The organism is Microbacterium sp. NPDC064978 (assembly GCF_044543605.1).
GTDB lineage: Bacteria > Actinomycetota > Actinomycetes > Actinomycetales > Microbacteriaceae > Microbacterium > Microbacterium meiriae.
Genome location: NZ_JBITWF010000005.1, coordinates 156,382 through 171,826 on the forward strand (window position 1 = coordinate 156,382; position 15,445 = coordinate 171,826).

Genomic DNA, 15,445 nt, shown 5'->3' on the forward strand with positions numbered 1-15,445 from the left:
GGGGTGCGCAGGCGAGCACCAGCGCTTCATATCGGGATGCCGCGGAACGGTCAGGGGTGGGCGGGGCGGGGCCCCGCGAAGGCGCCCAGTCCGTCCCGCAGTGCTGCCACCTCGTCGATGTCCATCCCCACGGCGGCCATCACCTGCCGCGGCACGTCCACCGCCCTGGCACGCAGGGCGGCACCGGCATCCGTGAGCGTGATCTCGAGTCGGCGTTCGTCCTCGCTGCTGCGCTGGCGGGCCACCAGGCCGTCGGCTTCGAGCCGCTTGACGAGGGGCGACGCCGTCGCGGGCTCCAGCGCGAGGTCGGCGGCGAGGTCGTTGAGGGTTCGCGGAGCCCGCTCCCAGAGGGCGAGCATCACCAGGTACTGCGGATGGGTCAGCCCGAGCGGCTCGAGGATCGGCCGGTAGATCGCCACCACGTTCCGCGCCGCCGTGACCACGGCGAAGCAGAGCTGGTTCTCGAGGCGGAGCAGATCATCGGTGTCGGTCACGATCCCGACTATACATCTGCACGAATCATTAGTACACTAATCAACATGTCACGCGACTCCAGCCGGCCCCCTCTTCGCACCCGCATCCGCGAAGCGGGGGGCCTCTATGCCTGGGTGAATACCAACCTCGTGCGTCTTGCGGGCCCGGCCTCCGTCGGGCCCTACGAGAAGACGCCGCCGCCGAGCGCCGCGGAACGCGCCGAACGCGCCTGCCCGCTCTGCGGAGCACCGATGACGGAGCACGAGATCGACCGCTCCGGGCCGAAGACCCTGGTGCACTGCCCGTAAACCGCTCGGGTCAGTCGCCGTCCGCGGTGGCGGCCCCCACTGACTCTCGGGCCATGTCGATCCACATCATCAGCGCCGCATCATCGGTGATCGCGGACGCGGCGACGTCGATCCAGCCCGACCCCATGGTGCGCGACCCCATCACGGCCCGAGAAGCTCCCGGCTGGGTCACGGCGACGGCCCCGTTCTCCTCATCCACGCGGACGAGGAGCGTGCCGTCCTTCCGTGCTCCGACGAGGATGCGGCCCTCGTCGAGGAATGCCCTGGTTCCGAACATCCGCCTCTCCTCGATCGAGGGGTCAGCGCCGAGCAGCGCCCGGACTCGGTCCGCGAGTTCCTCTCCTGCCGCGTCCATCTGGTCTCCGTCTACGCGTGCCCGGCCCGCTCCATCGAGCGGAGCTCCTTCTTCATATCCTGCACCTCGTCACGCAGGCGCCCGGCGAGCTCGAACTTCAGCTCCGCGGCAGCGGCGAGCATCTGATCGGTGAGGTCCTGGATCGTGGCTTCGAGCTGCTGCGCTCCCTCGGCAGCGATGCCGGTGCGCCGCAGGTTCGGCGTGGGCGACTTGCCCTTGCCCGACGCACGGCCTCGCCCGGACATCAGCTCCGCCGTGTCCTGCCCCTCGCGCGCCAGCACCTCGGTGATGTCGGCGATGCGCTTGCGCAGCGGCTGCGGATCGATCCCGTGCTCCTTGTTGTACGCGATCTGCTTCTCGCGCCGACGGTCGGTCTCCTCGATGGCTTTGGCCATGGAGTCGGTCATGTTGTCCGCATACATGTGCACTTCGCCCGAGACGTTACGCGCTGCCCGGCCGATGGTCTGGATGAGTGACGTCCCGGAGCGGAGGAACCCTTCCTTGTCGGCGTCGAGGATCGCGACGAGCGACACCTCCGGGAGGTCGAGTCCCTCTCGCAGCAGGTTGATGCCCACCAGGACGTCGTACACACCGGCGCGCAGCTCGCTGAGCAGTTCGACGCGGCGCAGGGTGTCGACGTCGGAATGCAGGTAGCGCACCCGCACGCCGTGTTCCCCGAGGAAGTCGGTCAACTCCTCGGCCATCTTCTTCGTGAGGGTCGTGACGAGGACGCGCTCGTCCCGCTCCACGCGAAGCCTGATCTCCTCGAGCAGATCGTCGATCTGTCCCTTCGACGGCTTGACGATGATCTCCGGGTCGACCAGTCCCGTCGGGCGGATGATCTGCTCCACCACACCGTCGGCGATGCCCATCTCGTACTTGCCCGGGGTCGCCGACAGGTAGACGGTCTGCCCCACGCGGTTCTTGAACTCGTCCCAGCGCAGCGGGCGGTTGTCCATCGCGCTCGGCAGGCGGAAGCCGTGGTCGACGAGCGTGCGCTTGCGGGAGGCGTCACCCTCGTACATGGCACCGATCTGCGGCACCGTCACGTGCGACTCGTCGATGACGAGCAGGAAGTCGTCGGGGAAGAAGTCCAGGAGCGTGTGCGGCGGCTCCCCCGGCATGCGCCCGTCCATGTGGCGCGAGTAGTTCTCGATACCGGAGCAGAAGCCGAGCTGCTGCAGCATCTCGAGGTCGAACGTCGTCCGCATCCGGAGGCGCTGCGCCTCGAGGAGCTTGCCCTGCCGCTCGAACTCCTTGAGCCGCTCCTCCAGCTCGTGCTCGATCGTGCCGATCGAGCGCTGGATGACGTCGGTGCCCGCGACATAGTGCGAGGCGGGGAAGATCGGCACGGCGTCGAGCTTCTCGATGACCTCGCCCGTCAGCGGATGCAACGAGTACAGCGCCTCGATCTCGTCGCCGAAGAGCTCGATGCGGATGGCGTGCTCCTCGTACACCGGGATGATCTCGATGGTGTCGCCGCGGACCCGGAAGTTGCCGCGCGAGAAGTCGACGTCGTTGCGGTTGTACTGCATCGCGATGAACTGACGGATCAGGGCGTCGCGGTCGTACCGCTCCCCCACCTGGAGCGCGACCATGGCGCGCAGATACTCCTCCGGCGCGCCCAGGCCGTAGATGCAGGACACGGTCGACACCACGACCACATCGCGGCGGCTCAGCAGGGAGTTCGTCGTCGAGTGGCGAAGGCGCTCGACCTCCGCGTTGATCGAGGAGTCCTTCTCGATGAAGGTGTCCGTCTGCGGGACATAGGCCTCGGGCTGGTAGTAGTCGTAGTACGAGACGAAGTACTCGACGGCGTTGTTCGGCATGAGCTCACGGAACTCGTTGGCGAGCTGAGCGGCGAGGGTCTTGTTGTGCGCCAGCACGAGAGTGGGGCGCTGCACCTGCTCGACGAGCCAGGCCGTGGTCGCGGACTTGCCTGTTCCGGTGGCGCCGAGCAGCACGATGTCGGTCTCGCCCGCGTTGATGCGGGAAGCCAGATCGGCGATCGCCTGCGGCTGGTCACCGGCAGGGGTGTACTCGCTGATGACCTCGAAAGGGCGGACACTGCGGGTGGGCTGCATACATCAAGCGTATGCCGCCCCTCCGACATCGGGGCCGGCGGGGTCGGAAGCCTCCGGTGGGCGGCTGTCCTTCAGCGCGCGCGGAGCCGGTCCCAGAGCGCGTCCGTCTGAACCAGGGTGTGCTCGATCGACCCCGAGGTGTCGATCACGACGTCGGCGATCGCGAGCCGCCGTTCGTCGGAGACCTGGGCGGCGATCCGGTCGCGCGCGGCCTCGGGAGTCATTCCGCGCAGGCCGACGAGCCTCTCGAGACGGACGTCCTCCGGCGCATGCGCGACGACGATCTCATCCCAGGGGTCATCGACACGAGCCTCCACCAGGAGCGGAACGTCGTACACGACGACAGCCTCCGGGTCGGCGGCGAACGCCGCGTCGAAACGGCGCTGGGACTCTGCCCGCACCGCAGGGTGCACGATGGCGTTCAACTGAGCGAGCCGGTCCGGGTCGGCGAACACGGTCGACCCGAGGGCAGCCCGGTCGAGGGATCCGTCCTCGGCGATGACGGTGTCTCCGAACGTCCGCGCGATCGTGCGGAGCACCTCGGATCCCGGAGCTTGGACCTCGCGCACGATCTGATCCGCGTCGACGACGACCGCGCCGAGCTCGGTGAGCCGGTTCGCGATGGTGGACTTCCCCGACGCGATGCCTCCGGTGAGAGCGATGAGCGGCATCCGACCATCCTGCCACGCTCCGGGCCCGGGGCCGCACGACGCGGAAACGGAACAATCGGGAAAGCTTCGGCCCCTCTTGAGGAAGACTTGACAGTCCCCTGAGGTGTGCTGCGTAACGTCGAAACCATGACGAACACGGATGCCTCCACACGCCCTGACCGCACCGAGCGACGCTCCCGGCGACGCCCGATCATGGCGTTCGCGCTGGCCGTGCTCGCGACCGGCGGCATCGGCGCGGCGCTCACCAGCGCCGCGTGGACGGACAACACCTTCTTCAGCGCCCCCGCCGCGGGAGCCACCTTCAACCTCCAGGGTTCCGTCGACGGAACCACCTGGAAGGAGTCGGCGGCCAAGAACAGCATCGAGCTCGTCGTCCCCGCCGAGAAGCTGGCGAACCTGCTTCCCGGCGAGACCCGCACCATCAAGCTCTGGGTGAAGAACGTCAGTTCCGTCAACGCCGCGCTCACCTCCACCGTCGAGTACGCCCCCGGCACCACGGCGACCGACTTCACGGTCAAGCCGACCGCCACGATCACCGGACTCGCGGCGTCGCTGACCTCCTCGGGGTCCACCGCCGCCGATGAGTTCGAGCTCGTCGTCACCACTCCGGCGGACTGGGCGACCAGCAACCAGGGCAAGACCGGCACGATCCTCGTCACGGTCTCCGCGACCGCGACCAACTGACCACCCACCGCCGCAGCCGAGACGAAGGACGAATCGTGGTGCAGCTCCTCCGCCGGCTCGCCCTGCCCGTTCTCTGGACGCTGGCCGTCATGGGGGTGGGCTGCGGCGTCGTCTGGGGCGCCACGGCCATCGGAGTCCTCCAGCCGCTCGTCGTGATCTCGGGCTCGATGGAGCCCGAGATCATGACGGGCGATCTCCTCATCGCCACGAAGGTCCCCGCCGACTCTCTGGAGGTGGGTGACGTCGTCAGCCTGCCGAGCGCGCTGACCGACTCCCTGGTCACCCATCGCATCACCGCCATCGAAGCCGCCGATGGCGCGCGCACCATCACCATGAAGGGCGACGCCAACGAGTTCTCCGACGCTCTCGACTATCCGGTGAGCGGCGACGTGTGGAAGCCGGCGGTGCAGCTTCCCGGGTGGGGAACCGCGATCATGCGGATGACGACGCCCGCTGTCGCCCTCCCGTTGCTCCTCGGGCTCCTGGGGCTGCTCGGTCTCAGCATGATGAGCCCCGTGGAGCACCCGGCGCGGAAGCCCCTGACGACGTGACCCCGGCGCGACGACTGGTGGTCCCGCTGGCCGGCTTCGCCTTCGCGGTGGTGGTCGTCTTCGTGTCGCTCGCACAGGCGAGCGTTCCCACCACCAGCGCGGCGTGGACGGACCGCGCGGTCGTCAAGGGAACGGTGACGGCGGCATCCGCCTGGTTGTCCCCGTTCACGGGGAACACGTGCAAGGCGTACAGCAGCCCCACGGCCGCCCCCACCACCTGCGCGATCACGGCGATCCGCTACGAGGAGATCAGCGACACCTCCGGCCACTTCTACATCAGCACGAACGCCCCGGGCGGGTCGCACCACGTCGACGTCGACGTGGATCTGAAGAAGGCGACGGGCCTTCCCCGGACGTGGACCTCGTGGAACGCTGCGGGGGTGCTCCCGGGCAGTCACGTCACGCCGGACCCCGCGTGGACGTGCTCCTCGTTGCCCCGGCTCACCGGACGCAGCCTCGACTGGCACCTCACCGACCTTCAGGTTCCCGTGACGCTGCACCGCACCACGGCGGACACGATCTGCACCTGAGCCTCCTGGGCGGGGCGCAGCTCCCTCAGCGCGCGAGCAGCTGCCGTCGGGAGCTGATCACGCCGGTGTCGAAGCCGGCGAGGTGCAGTCCGCCGTGGAAGCGGGCGTGCTCGATCTTGATGCAGCGGTCCATGACGACCGAGAGGCCGGCCGCCTCGGCGAGCGCAGCGGCCTCCTCGTTCCAGGAGCCGAGCTGGAGCCACAGGGTCTTCGCCCCGCTGTCGATGGCCTCCTGCGCGACCCCCGGGAGGTCGTCGTGACGACGGAACACGTCCACGATGTCAGGCCGCACGGGCAGGGCGCTCAACGACGGGTAGACCGGCTGGCCGAGGATCTCGGTCTCCCTCGGGTTCACGAGATAGACGTCGTAGTCCGTGCTGGACAGCAGGTAGGTCGCCACGAAGTACGAGGCCCGTGACGGATTCCCGGAGGCACCGACGATCGCGATGGATCGTGCCCGGCGCAGCAGCCCGAACCGCTGCGGCTGCGAGGGTCCGGTCCACGTGCGGCCCGGTTCGACGGTGACGGGAAGCGCGCAGCTGGCCGCGTCCGTGGTCGCAGGAAGGGTGCAGGCGTCGCCGGCGGAGGTCGTGCTCATCGGTGGGCTCCCGTCGCGAGGGTGAGGGCCTGATCGAGGTCCCAGATGATGTCCTCCGCGTCCTCCAGGCCGACGGAGATGCGGATCAGGTCGGGGCGCACGCCGGCGGCGACGAGCTGTTCCTCGGTGAGCTGGCGATGCGTCGTGGAGGCCGGGTGGATGACCAGGGTGCGGGCATCGCCGATGTTGGCGAGATGGGACGCGAGCTGCAGGTTCTCGATGAACGCCTCCCCCGCAGCGCGGCCGTCCTCGGCAGCGACCCCGAACGCGAACACGGATCCCGGTCCCAGCGGCAGGTACCGGGCGGCACGCTCATGATGCGGATGGCCTTCGAGCCCTGCCCAGGTGACGTAGGACACGCGGGGGTCTGCCGCCAGCCACTCGGCGACGACCCGGGCGTTGGCGAGGTGAGCGTCGATGCGCTGGGGCAGCGTCTCCACGCCCTGCAGGAGCGTGAACGCCGACTGCGGGCTCAGCGCCGGGCCGATGTCGCGCAGCTGCTCGGAGCGCAGCTTGGTGAGGAACCCGTACTCCCCGAAGTTGCCCCACCAGGAGATGCCGCCGTAGGAGGCCACCGGTTCGGTCATCTGGGGGAACTTGCCGTTGCCCCAGTCGAAGGTGCCCTTCTCGATGACCACTCCGCCGAGGGTCGTCCCGTGACCGCCGAGGAACTTCGTGACCGAGTGGATGACGATGTCCGCCCCGTGCTCCAGCGGACGCGCGAGGTACGGGGTGGCCAGGGTGGCGTCCACGACGAGCGGCACGCCTGCCTCGTGGGCGACAGCGGCGAGACCCTCGATGTCGGCGATCTCGCCCGAGGGGTTTCCGATCATCTCGACGTAGACGACCTTGGTCTCGGGACGGACGGCCGCGGCGAAGTCCGCCGGGTCGGAGGAGCGGACGAAGGTCGTCTCCACGCCGAAGCGACGCAGTGTCACGTCGAGCTGCGTGACCGTGCCCCCGTAAAGCTGCGCGGCGGCGACGACGTGATCGCCCGCGCCCACGAGGGCGGCGAACGTGATGAACTCCGCGCTCATGCCGGAGGCGGTCGCGACCGCACCGATTCCGCCCTCCAGCGAAGCCAGGCGCTCCTCCAGGGCGGCGACCGTGGGGTTGCCGATACGCGAGTAGATGTTGCCGTACTTCTGCAGCGCGAAGAGGTTTCCGGCGTCGGCCGCATCGTCGAAGACGAACGACGTCGTCTGATAGATCGGCACCGCCCTCGCCCCGGTGGCGGCGTCCGGGGTGCCCCCGGCGTGAAGGGCGCGGGTGCGGAACCCGAAGCGATGGTCGTCGGTCATGATGTCCTCGATTCTGCGGCGAGAGCGCCGGCGATGTCGTCGACGGCCCAGGGGTTCTGCAGTGACGTCGTGTCGCCGAGCGCCTGCGGGGTCCGTCCCGCCCGCCGATCCTGTTCCGCGTCCCAGAGCTGCGCGAGGAGGCGGCGCATGATCTTCCCCGAGCGCGTCTTGGGCAGATCGGGCACGACGACGACGTGCTTCGGCTTCGCGACCGGACCGATCGAGCGGGCGACCTCAGCGCGCAGCGCGTGCGCGTCGATCTCCGCCCGGCCGGACGGGGTGACGAACGCCACGACCGCCTGCCCGGTGACCGGGTCCGCCACACCGGCGGACCCGGCTTCGCCGACCGTCTCGTGCGCCACGAGCGCCGACTCGATCTCGATCGTCGAGAGGCGATGACCGGAGACGTTCACGACGTCGTCGAGCCGCCCCAGGATCCAGATGAAGCCATCGGCGTCGCGGGTCGCTCCGTCTCCCGCAACGTAGTAGCCGCCGTGCGCCCCTACTCCGGCGTACGCGGACCAGTACGCGTCGCGGTAGCGCTCCGGGTTTCCCCAGACGGTCCGCGCCATCCCCGGCCACGGGCGCCGGACGACCAGGGTCCCGGATCGGCCCGGCGCCACCTCGTCACCGTTCTCGTCGACCACGGCGACGTCGATGCCCGGAAGCGGGACCGACGCGGAGCCGGGCTTCAGGGGCGTGATGCCGGGCAAGGGGGCGATCATCGCGGCACCGGTCTCCGACTGCCACCATGTGTCGATGACGGGGAGCTCATTCCGCCCGAAGTTCCGGCGGAACCACACCCAGGCCTCCGGGTTGATCGCCTCGCCCACTGTGCCGAGCAGCCGCAAGCTCGACAGGTCGTGTCCGCCCGGCAGTTCGTCGCCGAACCAGGTCATGAACGTCCGGATGAGCGTCGGCGCCGTGTAGTAGACCGTCACGCCGTAGCGCTCGATGATCTCCAGGTGCCGCTCGCGACGCGGAGTGTCCGGCGTGCCCTCGTAGATGACCTGGGTGAGCCCGTTCGACAGCGGTCCGTAGATCTCGTACGTGTGCGCGGTGACCCAGGCGAGGTCGGCCGTGCACCAGTGAACGTCATCCGGTTTGGCGTCGAAGTGCGCCCAGTGCGCCCAACTCGCGTGCGTCAGGTAGCCGCCGGAGGTGTGCACAAGCCCCTTCGGCTTCCCTGTCGTGCCGGAGGTGTAGATGATGAACAGCGGGTGCTCGGCGTCGAAAGCCTCAGCCTGATGCGCGGTGGGTGCTGTGTCGACGACGTCGTGCCACCACACGTCCCGACCGTCGGTCCACGGGACGGCCTGTCCGGTACGACGGAGCACGAGGACGTGTTCGAGGTCCGGCAGTCCCGCAGCGGCGGCATCGGCGGCGGACTTGACCTCGGTCGCCGTCCCCCGCCGGAACTGGCCGTCGCTGGTCACGAGCAGCTTCGCCCCGGTGTCCTCGAGCCGGAACCGCACGGCCTCCGCGGAGAACCCTCCGAAGACGAGCGAGTGGACGGCTCCGATCCGCGCGCACGCGAGCGTGATGACGACGGTCTCCACGAGCACGGGGAGGTAGATCACGACGCGATCGCCCGGTCGGATGCCGAGGTCTTCGAGCGCGTGCGCCGCCTGGGCCACACGACGCTGCAGGTCGGCGTAGGTCACCGAGATCCGGTCGCCCGGCTCCCCCTCGAAGTGGAGGGCGACCTTGTCTCCGCGTCCGGCGTCCACGTGCCGGTCGACGCAGTTCACCGCGACGTTCAGCTGCCCGCCGAGGAACCATCGCGCCGCGGGGACCGCACCGTCGACCGGCGGTTCCCACTCGTGCACGCGGCCCCACGGCTCGACCCAGTCCAGCCGGCGGGCCGCATCTTCCCAGAAGGCCACAGGATCAGCGGCCGCGCGAGCATAGGCTTCTGCGGTCACGTTGGCATCGGGGAACGCGGGCGACGGAGGATAGACCCGTTCCTCCAGCAGCCGAGCCTCGGTCATCGTCACGTCCATCGCCGCAACAGGTACTTCTCCAGCAGTGCGAGCACGCCGTTGGTGATCGTGCCGAGCAGCGCCAGCAGCACGATGGAGAGCAGGATACGGTCGACACGCCCGGTGCTCTGCGAGTCCGTCAACAGGAACCCGAGCCCCATGGACGAAGCGATGAGCTCGGCGGCCACGAGGAACAGCCATGCCTGCGCGAGCGCGAGACGCAGCCCCGCGACGACGGAGGGCACGACGGCCGGGAGCTGGACCGTGCGGAACAGCGACCAGCCGTGCAGGCTGAACGAGCGTCCCGCCTCGACGAGCTGCGGGTCCACGTGACGCAGTGCCGAGGCGACCGTCGTGTAGACCGGGAAGAACGCGCCGATCGCGATGAGGGTCACCTTGGACTCCTCGCCGATCTGCATCCACAGGATCAGCAGCGGCACCCAGGCGAGCGACGGGACGGCGCGAACGGCGGCGAGGGTGGGACTGAGCAGAACGTCACCCCACCGCGAGAGTCCGACGATGCCGGCCGCGGCGAGCCCGATGACCGAGCCGATCGCGAATCCGAGCAGCACCCGCTGGACGGAGATGGCGATGTGGGTCCAGAGCTGTCCGGTCTCGGCGAGTTCCACTCCGGCCTGGAAGACCGATCCGGGCGTCGGGAGTCGGTACGGCTCGATGAGCCCGGCCGTCGTGACCACCTGCCAGGCGATGAGGATCACGGCGGGGAGCAGGAAGCCCCCGAGGATCCGCACGACAGGCGGCAGGCCACGCCGTGCTCCCCCGGGCCTCCCGCGGGGAGCACCCTTCGCGAACTCGAGCGCGTCCCGCGATTCCGCCGGGACGACCACCCGCTCCTCGAAACCGGTCACTCGCTTGCGCCCGCCTTCGTCGCGAAGGTGTCGTTGATGATGCTGGAGAGCGCCTTGTCGACCGATGCCTGACCGCCCTGCACATCGCCGGACTCGACGAGCACCGGCGCGATCTTCTCGAGAACGGCGAGCTGGTCGTCACCGGGGACGCCGCTCACGTCGAGGTTCGACCGCTCCTGGATCACCGTTGTCGCGACCTCGAGGTCGATGCCCGCGACGTCGGCGAGCAGGGCGGCCGTCTCCTCCGGGTGCTCGAGCGCCCAGACGCGCGCCTCCTCGTAGGCGTCGACGACGGCCTGTGCGAGATCCGGGTGGTTGTCGATGAAGTCCTCGGTCGCGTTGAGGAAACCGTAGGTGTTGAAGTCGACGTTGCGGTAGATGAGCTTGTCGCCCGACTCCTGCTCCGCAGCGGCCATGATGGGGTCGAGACCCGCCCACGCGTCGACGGACCCGCCGTCGAGCGCGGCCCGCCCGTCCGCGTGCTGGAGGTTCTGCACCTCGACGTCCGCGAGCGACAGCCCGCCCTCCTCCAGCGCCTGCAGGAGGAAGAAGTACGGGTCGGTGCCCTTGGTGGCCGCGACGGACGCGCCCTTGAGGTCCTCCACCGACGTGATGTCGCTGTCGGGACCGACGACGATGGCCGACCACTCGGGCTGGGAGTAGATGTCGATGACCTGGATGGGGGAACCGTTGGCGCGAGCGAGCAGCGCGGCCGAGCCCGCCGTCGAACCCACGTCGACCGAGCCGGAACGCAGCAGCTCGTTGGCCTTGTTGGACCCGGCGGACTGCACCCATTCGACGGTCACGTCGTCGCCGAGGATGTCCTCGAGGATGCCCTGGTCGCGGATCACGAGGCTGAGCGGGTTGTAGGTCGCGAAGTCGATGGACAGCGTGTCGGCGGACCACTCGCCGCTCCCGGCGGGCGTGGACTCGGCGTCGGCCGTCGCGTTCTCGCCGGCGACGCAGCCGGTGGCGACGAGCATCATCGTCCCGGCGACGGCGATCGCAGGGATGATGCGGCGGGTGATGGTGCTCATCGGGTCTCCTTGAGGGTGTGGTGGTGCGTGTCGACGCCGAGCCCTTCGAGGAGCTCGGCGCGCAGGTCGGCGAGGCCGCGGTCGGCGCGGTCTCGGGGGCGGACGCCGGGGACGTCGACCGTCCGCGCGACGGACGACTCGTCGTCTCCCGCGCCGACGGTGCGCAGCAGCAGCACGCGGTCGGCGAGGTAGAGGGCCTCCTCCACGTCGTGGGTCACGAGCAGCACCGTGGTGGGCTCGGCGGCGTGGATCTTGAGCAGCAGGTCGTGCATGCGCAGACGGGTGAGGGCGTCGAGCGCGCCGAACGGCTCGTCCAGCAGCAGCACCCCGGGGTTGCGGGCGAGAGCGCGGGCGAGCGAGGCGCGCTGGGCCATGCCGCCGGAGACTTCACGAGGGCGCTGGTCGGCGGCGTGCTCCAGTCCGACGAGCTGCAGCAGCTCACGCACACGTGTCCGTCCGGCGACCCGGCCGGTGCCGCGCGGCAGTCCCAGTTCGACATTCTGGGCGAGCGTGCGCCATGGAAGCAGCCGCGGCTCCTGGAACGCGACAGCGGTGCGCTCGTCCACGTCGGCGACGCCCGAACCGTCGAGCCGGATCGTGCCCGTGGTGGGAGCGTCGAGGCCGCCGATGAGGCGCAGCAACGTGGACTTCCCACACCCCGACGGGCCGACGACGGCGACGATCTCCCCGGCGGCGATGTCGAGGTCGATGCCGCGGAGCACCTCTCGCCGGCCCTGCGCGAGCGGGAACGAGCGCGCGATGCCGTCGAGGCGGACGGGCTGCGCGGAACCCGACCCCTTCGGGGCCTCGGCAGTGCGCGACGCAGCGGGCAGGAGGGCGGTCATGTCCCCATCGTGTCGGAGGCTCTGGATTGTTACGAATGCGGCCGTAACGTTGCGTCACGCAGCGGTTTCCGGGGGTCCGGGCATGCGAAAAGGGCCGTCACACCCGCCGTGAAGCGGGGTGACGACCCTTCTCGGAGTGTTACTTAGGAGTTGCCGCCCGAGAGCTTCTCGCGCAGAGCCGCGAGAGCCTCGTCGTCGGCGAGCGTGCCGGCGCCGGCCGTCTCGCTCGAGAAGGACTGGCCGCCGAAGTCGTCGCTGGCCGCAGCCTCGGCCTCGGCCGCCTTCGCGACCTGAGCCTTGTGCGCCTCCCAGCGAGCCTGGGCCGCAGCGTACTCCTGCTCCCATGCCTCGCGCTGGGCGTCGAAGCCTTCCTTCCACTGACCGGTCTCGGCGTCGAAGCCCTCCGGGTACTTGTACTCGCCGTTCTCGTCGTACTCGGCGAGCATGCCGTACAGAGCCGGGTCGAACTCGGTGCCGTTGGGGTCGACCGACTCGTTGGCCTGCTTCAGCGACAGCGAGATGCGGCGACGCTCGAGGTCGATGTCGATGACCTTGACGAAGACCTCTTCGCCGACCGACACGACCTGCTCCGCCAGCTCGACGTGCTTGCTGGAGAGCTCGGAGATGTGGACGAGGCCCTCGATGCCGTCTGCGACGCGGACGAACGCACCGAACGGAACGAGCTTGGTGACCTTACCCGGCGTGACCTGACCGATCGCGTGGGTGCGGGCGAAGACCTGCCACGGGTCCTCCTGCGTCGCCTTCAGCGACAGGGAGACGCGCTCGCGGTCGAGGTCGACCTCGAGGATCTCGACGGTGACCTCCTGGCCCACCTCGACGACCTCGGAGGCGTGCTCGATGTGCTTCCAGGACAGCTCGGAGACGTGCACGAGGCCGTCCACGCCGCCTAGGTCGACGAACGCACCGAAGTTGACGATCGACGACACGACACCCTTGCGGACCTGACCCTTGTGCAGGTTGTTCAGGAACGTGGTGCGCGACTCCGACTGCGTCTGCTCGAGGAGCGCACGGCGGCTGAGGACGACGTTGTTGCGGTTCTTGTCGAGCTCGAGGATCTTCGCCTCGATCTCCTGGCCGAGGTACGGCGTGAGGTCGCGGACGCGGCGCAGCTCGATGAGCGAGGCCGGGAGGAAGCCACGGAGGCCGATGTCGACGATGAGTCCACCCTTGACGACCTCGATGACCGTACCGGTGACGACGCCGTCGTTCTCCTTGATCTTCTCGACGTCTCCCCAGGCGCGCTCGTACTGCGCACGCTTCTTGGAGAGGATCAGGCGGCCTTCCTTGTCCTCCTTCTGGAGGACGAGGGCCTCGACCTCGTCGCCGACCTTGACGACCTCGTTGGGGTCGACGTCGTGCTTGATCGAGAGCTCGCGCGAGGGGATGACACCCTCGGTCTTGTAGCCGACATCGAGCAGGACCTCATCGCGGTCGATCTTGACGATCGTGCCTTCGATGATGTCGCCGTCGTTGAAGAACTTCAGGGTCTTCTCGACCGCGGCCAGGAAGTCCTCAGCAGATCCGATGTCGTTGATGGCGACCTGCTTGGTGGCCGGGGCGGTCGTTGCGGTAGTCATGTAGTGGGTTGTCCTTGTGAATGGATACTCGGGCTGCGGAGCATGACCGCGCACGGTCGGGATGTGCTTCGCAGCAGGTGGATTGTGGTGTGTTCGTCACCTGGGCATGCGTGTACACGCCACGAGTGACAGTTCAGGCTACCAGAAGTTGCCGCCCTATGAAGGAGCCGATTCCTCGCAGCCGTTCTGTGGATAACGTCGGCAGCGAGCTCGGCATTCCGCATACGGTGGCCCGGTGATCTCGCCCACCGCTTTCCGCCTGCTCGCCACGCTGGCAGTCGGCGTCTCGATGCTCTCCGGGTGTACCCCCACTCCGGAGCCCACGCCGACTCCCTCCCCCGCGTTCTCGTCCGAAGAAGAGGCCTTCGCCGCCGCCGAGGCCACCTTCTCCGAATACACCGCCGCCACCAACAGGACCGACCTGCAAGAACCGGCCACTTTCGAAGACGTCTACATCTGGCTAACCGGTGATGCGGCGACCTCAGCCAGGGAGAACTACAGCCGGCTTCAGGCAGAAGGCATCACCCGCTCAGGCGACTCCGCTTTCGACCGAATGACACTGCAGGAGTACAAAGCTGGCCAGGTGATGGCTCATCTATGCCTGGACGTCTCCAAGGTGGCCTTGGTCCGACCTGACGGCACATCAGCCGTCCCAGCTGACCGGCCACCGCGCCAGCCCGTGAACGTCGTTTTCGTCGCCGCTGCGACAGACACAGGGCTAGCAATCTCTTCGGTAGTCGGATCGGAGACGTTCCAATGCGACTGATGAGCGCTGCAGTCATCTCAGCTCTTCTGATAGTGATACCGATGTTTCGCGGACTCTCCAACGACCCGCCCCCGCAGGCCGGCTTTGACAGTACTTGGACGGCATCCCGCAATGGCGCTCTTGCTATCCGGGCTCAGCAGGAACAGCCCGGCCCCTCCAGTTCAGTCCCGACGGACCGTCAGACCTTGCCCGCACCGGAGCAGGAGCACGAGGCGTGCCGGACCGACACGGTGCTGAGCCGGTCGTGCGGGATGTACGCGGTGCGGGTGACGGAGGAGTCCGGGAGGCCGCTCACGATCGAGGATGTCGCGCAGTTCGCACCCGCCCCCGTGACCACGACGGCCGAGCCGGGCAACGTGGGCGTCGTGGGGATGCCGACCAACTTCGTGGCGACCGTCGCCGCACACACGGCGACCGGCACACTCCTCGACCGGCCCGTGACGGTGCGTTTCACGCCCGTTCGCGTCGTCTTCGACCACGGCGACGGCACGACGGCGGTGACGCCCGACGGCGGTCGCACCTGGTCGACGCTCGGGCAGGCGCCGTTCACGCCGACCGAGACGAGCCATACCTATACGCGACGGGGCACCTATTCGACGAGGACGACGGTCGCGTACACGGCGCAGGTCGACGTCGGCGGCGGCTGGTTCGCGGTTCCCGGTGAGCTGTCGATAGAGGGAGCGTCCCAGGACATCCGCATCTACGAGGCGACCACCGCGCTCGTGGCGCGGACGTGCGAGGAACGACCCGCGGCGGTCGGCTGCTGAGCGCCCGATGGGACACGCTCTACCC

At 68.8% G+C, this 15,445-nt stretch carries 17 protein-coding genes; 6 read left to right on the forward strand and 11 right to left on the reverse strand.

Annotated elements, in window-relative coordinates; translation table 11 throughout:
- Positions 1 to 50: 50 nt before the first annotated feature.
- Positions 51 to 494 carry a MarR family winged helix-turn-helix transcriptional regulator gene (locus tag ACIGJI_RS16255; protein WP_187661752.1) on the reverse strand — a complete coding sequence of 148 codons (444 nt, stop codon included), beginning with the start codon at positions 492 to 494 and terminating at the stop codon, positions 51 to 53.
- Between the two features lie 45 nt (positions 495 to 539).
- Here ACIGJI_RS16255 and ACIGJI_RS16260 point away from each other — a divergent pair, with 45 nt between their 5' ends.
- Positions 540 to 782: a hypothetical protein gene (locus tag ACIGJI_RS16260; RefSeq protein ID WP_187661753.1), complete on the forward strand. Its 243-nt coding sequence runs from the start codon at positions 540 to 542 to the stop codon at positions 780 to 782.
- Positions 783 to 792: 10 nt separating this feature from the next.
- Here ACIGJI_RS16260 and ACIGJI_RS16265 read toward each other — a convergent pair whose 3' ends face one another.
- The 3 genes from ACIGJI_RS16265 to coaE form a co-directional block, all read right to left on the reverse strand.
- A complete protein-coding gene (locus ACIGJI_RS16265; protein WP_187661754.1) occupies positions 793 to 1,137 on the reverse strand; it encodes a TfoX/Sxy family protein in 345 nt (114 codons plus the stop codon).
- Between the two features lie 11 nt (positions 1,138 to 1,148).
- Complete coding sequence (gene uvrB, locus ACIGJI_RS16270) at positions 1,149 to 3,221, reverse strand: excinuclease ABC subunit UvrB (protein WP_336502216.1); 2,073 nt, start codon at positions 3,219 to 3,221, stop codon at positions 1,149 to 1,151.
- Positions 3,222 to 3,292: 71 nt separating this feature from the next.
- Positions 3,293 to 3,892, reverse strand: a complete 600-nt coding sequence (gene coaE, locus ACIGJI_RS16275) for a dephospho-CoA kinase (protein ID WP_187661756.1) — start codon at positions 3,890 to 3,892, stop codon at positions 3,293 to 3,295.
- Positions 3,893 to 4,018: 126 nt separating this feature from the next.
- On the opposite strand from coaE, the gene ACIGJI_RS16280 reads away from it, so the two are divergent.
- The 3 genes from ACIGJI_RS16280 to ACIGJI_RS16290 are packed head-to-tail and all read left to right on the forward strand — an operon-like array spanning position 4,019 to position 5,657.
- Entirely contained in the window at positions 4,019 to 4,576 is a 558-nt protein-coding gene (locus ACIGJI_RS16280; RefSeq protein ID WP_315637578.1) for a hypothetical protein, read from the forward strand.
- A gap of 35 nt (positions 4,577 to 4,611) precedes the next feature.
- Entirely contained in the window at positions 4,612 to 5,127 is a 516-nt protein-coding gene (locus ACIGJI_RS16285) for a signal peptidase I (protein ID WP_187661758.1), read from the forward strand.
- The gene (locus ACIGJI_RS16290; protein ID WP_187661759.1) at positions 5,124 to 5,657 is read left to right on the forward strand and encodes a hypothetical protein; all 534 of its coding nucleotides are present in this window, start codon (positions 5,124 to 5,126) and stop codon (positions 5,655 to 5,657) included. Before ACIGJI_RS16285 ends, ACIGJI_RS16290 begins: the two co-directional genes overlap by 4 nt.
- 25 nt (positions 5,658 to 5,682) lie before the next feature.
- Here the strand turns inward: ACIGJI_RS16290 and ACIGJI_RS16295 are convergent, their stop codons facing one another.
- The 7 genes from ACIGJI_RS16295 to rpsA form a co-directional block, all read right to left on the reverse strand.
- On the reverse strand, positions 5,683 to 6,255 hold the full coding sequence (locus ACIGJI_RS16295; protein WP_187661760.1) for a CoA-binding protein: 573 nt from the start codon (positions 6,253 to 6,255) through the stop codon (positions 5,683 to 5,685).
- On the reverse strand, positions 6,252 to 7,556 hold the full coding sequence (locus ACIGJI_RS16300) for an O-acetylhomoserine aminocarboxypropyltransferase/cysteine synthase family protein (RefSeq protein ID WP_187661761.1): 1,305 nt from the start codon (positions 7,554 to 7,556) through the stop codon (positions 6,252 to 6,254). The genes ACIGJI_RS16295 and ACIGJI_RS16300 overlap by 4 nt, the downstream gene beginning before the upstream one ends.
- On the reverse strand, positions 7,553 to 9,547 hold the full coding sequence (acs, locus tag ACIGJI_RS16305; RefSeq protein WP_366244582.1) for an acetate--CoA ligase: 1,995 nt from the start codon (positions 9,545 to 9,547) through the stop codon (positions 7,553 to 7,555). The genes ACIGJI_RS16300 and acs overlap by 4 nt, the downstream gene beginning before the upstream one ends.
- A 2-nt stretch (positions 9,548 to 9,549) precedes the next feature.
- A complete protein-coding gene (locus ACIGJI_RS16310; RefSeq protein WP_363447323.1) occupies positions 9,550 to 10,407 on the reverse strand; it encodes an ABC transporter permease in 858 nt (285 codons plus the stop codon).
- Positions 10,404 to 11,444 carry an aliphatic sulfonate ABC transporter substrate-binding protein gene (locus tag ACIGJI_RS16315; RefSeq protein WP_268777366.1) on the reverse strand — a complete coding sequence of 347 codons (1,041 nt, stop codon included), beginning with the start codon at positions 11,442 to 11,444 and terminating at the stop codon, positions 10,404 to 10,406. The genes ACIGJI_RS16310 and ACIGJI_RS16315 overlap by 4 nt, the downstream gene beginning before the upstream one ends.
- Complete coding sequence (locus ACIGJI_RS16320; RefSeq protein ID WP_187661765.1) at positions 11,441 to 12,289, reverse strand: ABC transporter ATP-binding protein; 849 nt, start codon at positions 12,287 to 12,289, stop codon at positions 11,441 to 11,443. The genes ACIGJI_RS16315 and ACIGJI_RS16320 overlap by 4 nt, the downstream gene beginning before the upstream one ends.
- 143 nt (positions 12,290 to 12,432) lie before the next feature.
- Positions 12,433 to 13,887, reverse strand: a complete 1,455-nt coding sequence (gene rpsA / locus ACIGJI_RS16325; protein WP_363447327.1) for a 30S ribosomal protein S1 — start codon at positions 13,885 to 13,887, stop codon at positions 12,433 to 12,435.
- A 235-nt stretch (positions 13,888 to 14,122) separates the two neighbouring features.
- On the opposite strand from rpsA, the gene ACIGJI_RS16330 reads away from it, so the two are divergent.
- Positions 14,123 to 14,653 carry a hypothetical protein gene (locus ACIGJI_RS16330; RefSeq protein ID WP_363447330.1) on the forward strand — a complete coding sequence of 177 codons (531 nt, stop codon included), beginning with the start codon at positions 14,123 to 14,125 and terminating at the stop codon, positions 14,651 to 14,653.
- Between the two features lie 185 nt (positions 14,654 to 14,838).
- On the forward strand, positions 14,839 to 15,420 hold the full coding sequence (locus tag ACIGJI_RS16335; RefSeq protein WP_363447332.1) for a hypothetical protein: 582 nt from the start codon (positions 14,839 to 14,841) through the stop codon (positions 15,418 to 15,420).
- The last annotated feature ends 25 nt before the right edge of the window (positions 15,421 to 15,445 follow it).

Bases quoted from the DNA above. Each gene is read 5' to 3' on its own strand.
- ACIGJI_RS16260 (WP_187661753.1), top strand. From the start codon at position 540: ATGTCACGCGACTCCAGCCGGCCCCCTCTTCGCACCCGCATCCGCGAA.
- ACIGJI_RS16265 (WP_187661754.1), bottom strand. From the start codon at position 1,137: ATGGACGCGGCAGGAGAGGAACTCGCGGACCGAGTCCGGGCGCTGCTC.
- uvrB (WP_336502216.1), bottom strand. From the start codon at position 3,221: ATGCAGCCCACCCGCAGTGTCCGCCCTTTCGAGGTCATCAGCGAGTAC.
- coaE (WP_187661756.1), bottom strand. From the start codon at position 3,892: ATGCCGCTCATCGCTCTCACCGGAGGCATCGCGTCGGGGAAGTCCACC.
- ACIGJI_RS16280 (WP_315637578.1), top strand. From the start codon at position 4,019: ATGACGAACACGGATGCCTCCACACGCCCTGACCGCACCGAGCGACGC.
- ACIGJI_RS16295 (WP_187661760.1), bottom strand. From the start codon at position 6,255: ATGAGCACGACCTCCGCCGGCGACGCCTGCACCCTTCCTGCGACCACG.
- ACIGJI_RS16300 (WP_187661761.1), bottom strand. From the start codon at position 7,556: ATGACCGACGACCATCGCTTCGGGTTCCGCACCCGCGCCCTTCACGCC.
- acs (WP_366244582.1), bottom strand. From the start codon at position 9,547: ATGACCGAGGCTCGGCTGCTGGAGGAACGGGTCTATCCTCCGTCGCCC.
- ACIGJI_RS16315 (WP_268777366.1), bottom strand. From the start codon at position 11,444: ATGAGCACCATCACCCGCCGCATCATCCCTGCGATCGCCGTCGCCGGG.
- ACIGJI_RS16320 (WP_187661765.1), bottom strand. From the start codon at position 12,289: ATGACCGCCCTCCTGCCCGCTGCGTCGCGCACTGCCGAGGCCCCGAAG.
- rpsA (WP_363447327.1), bottom strand. From the start codon at position 13,887: ATGACTACCGCAACGACCGCCCCGGCCACCAAGCAGGTCGCCATCAAC.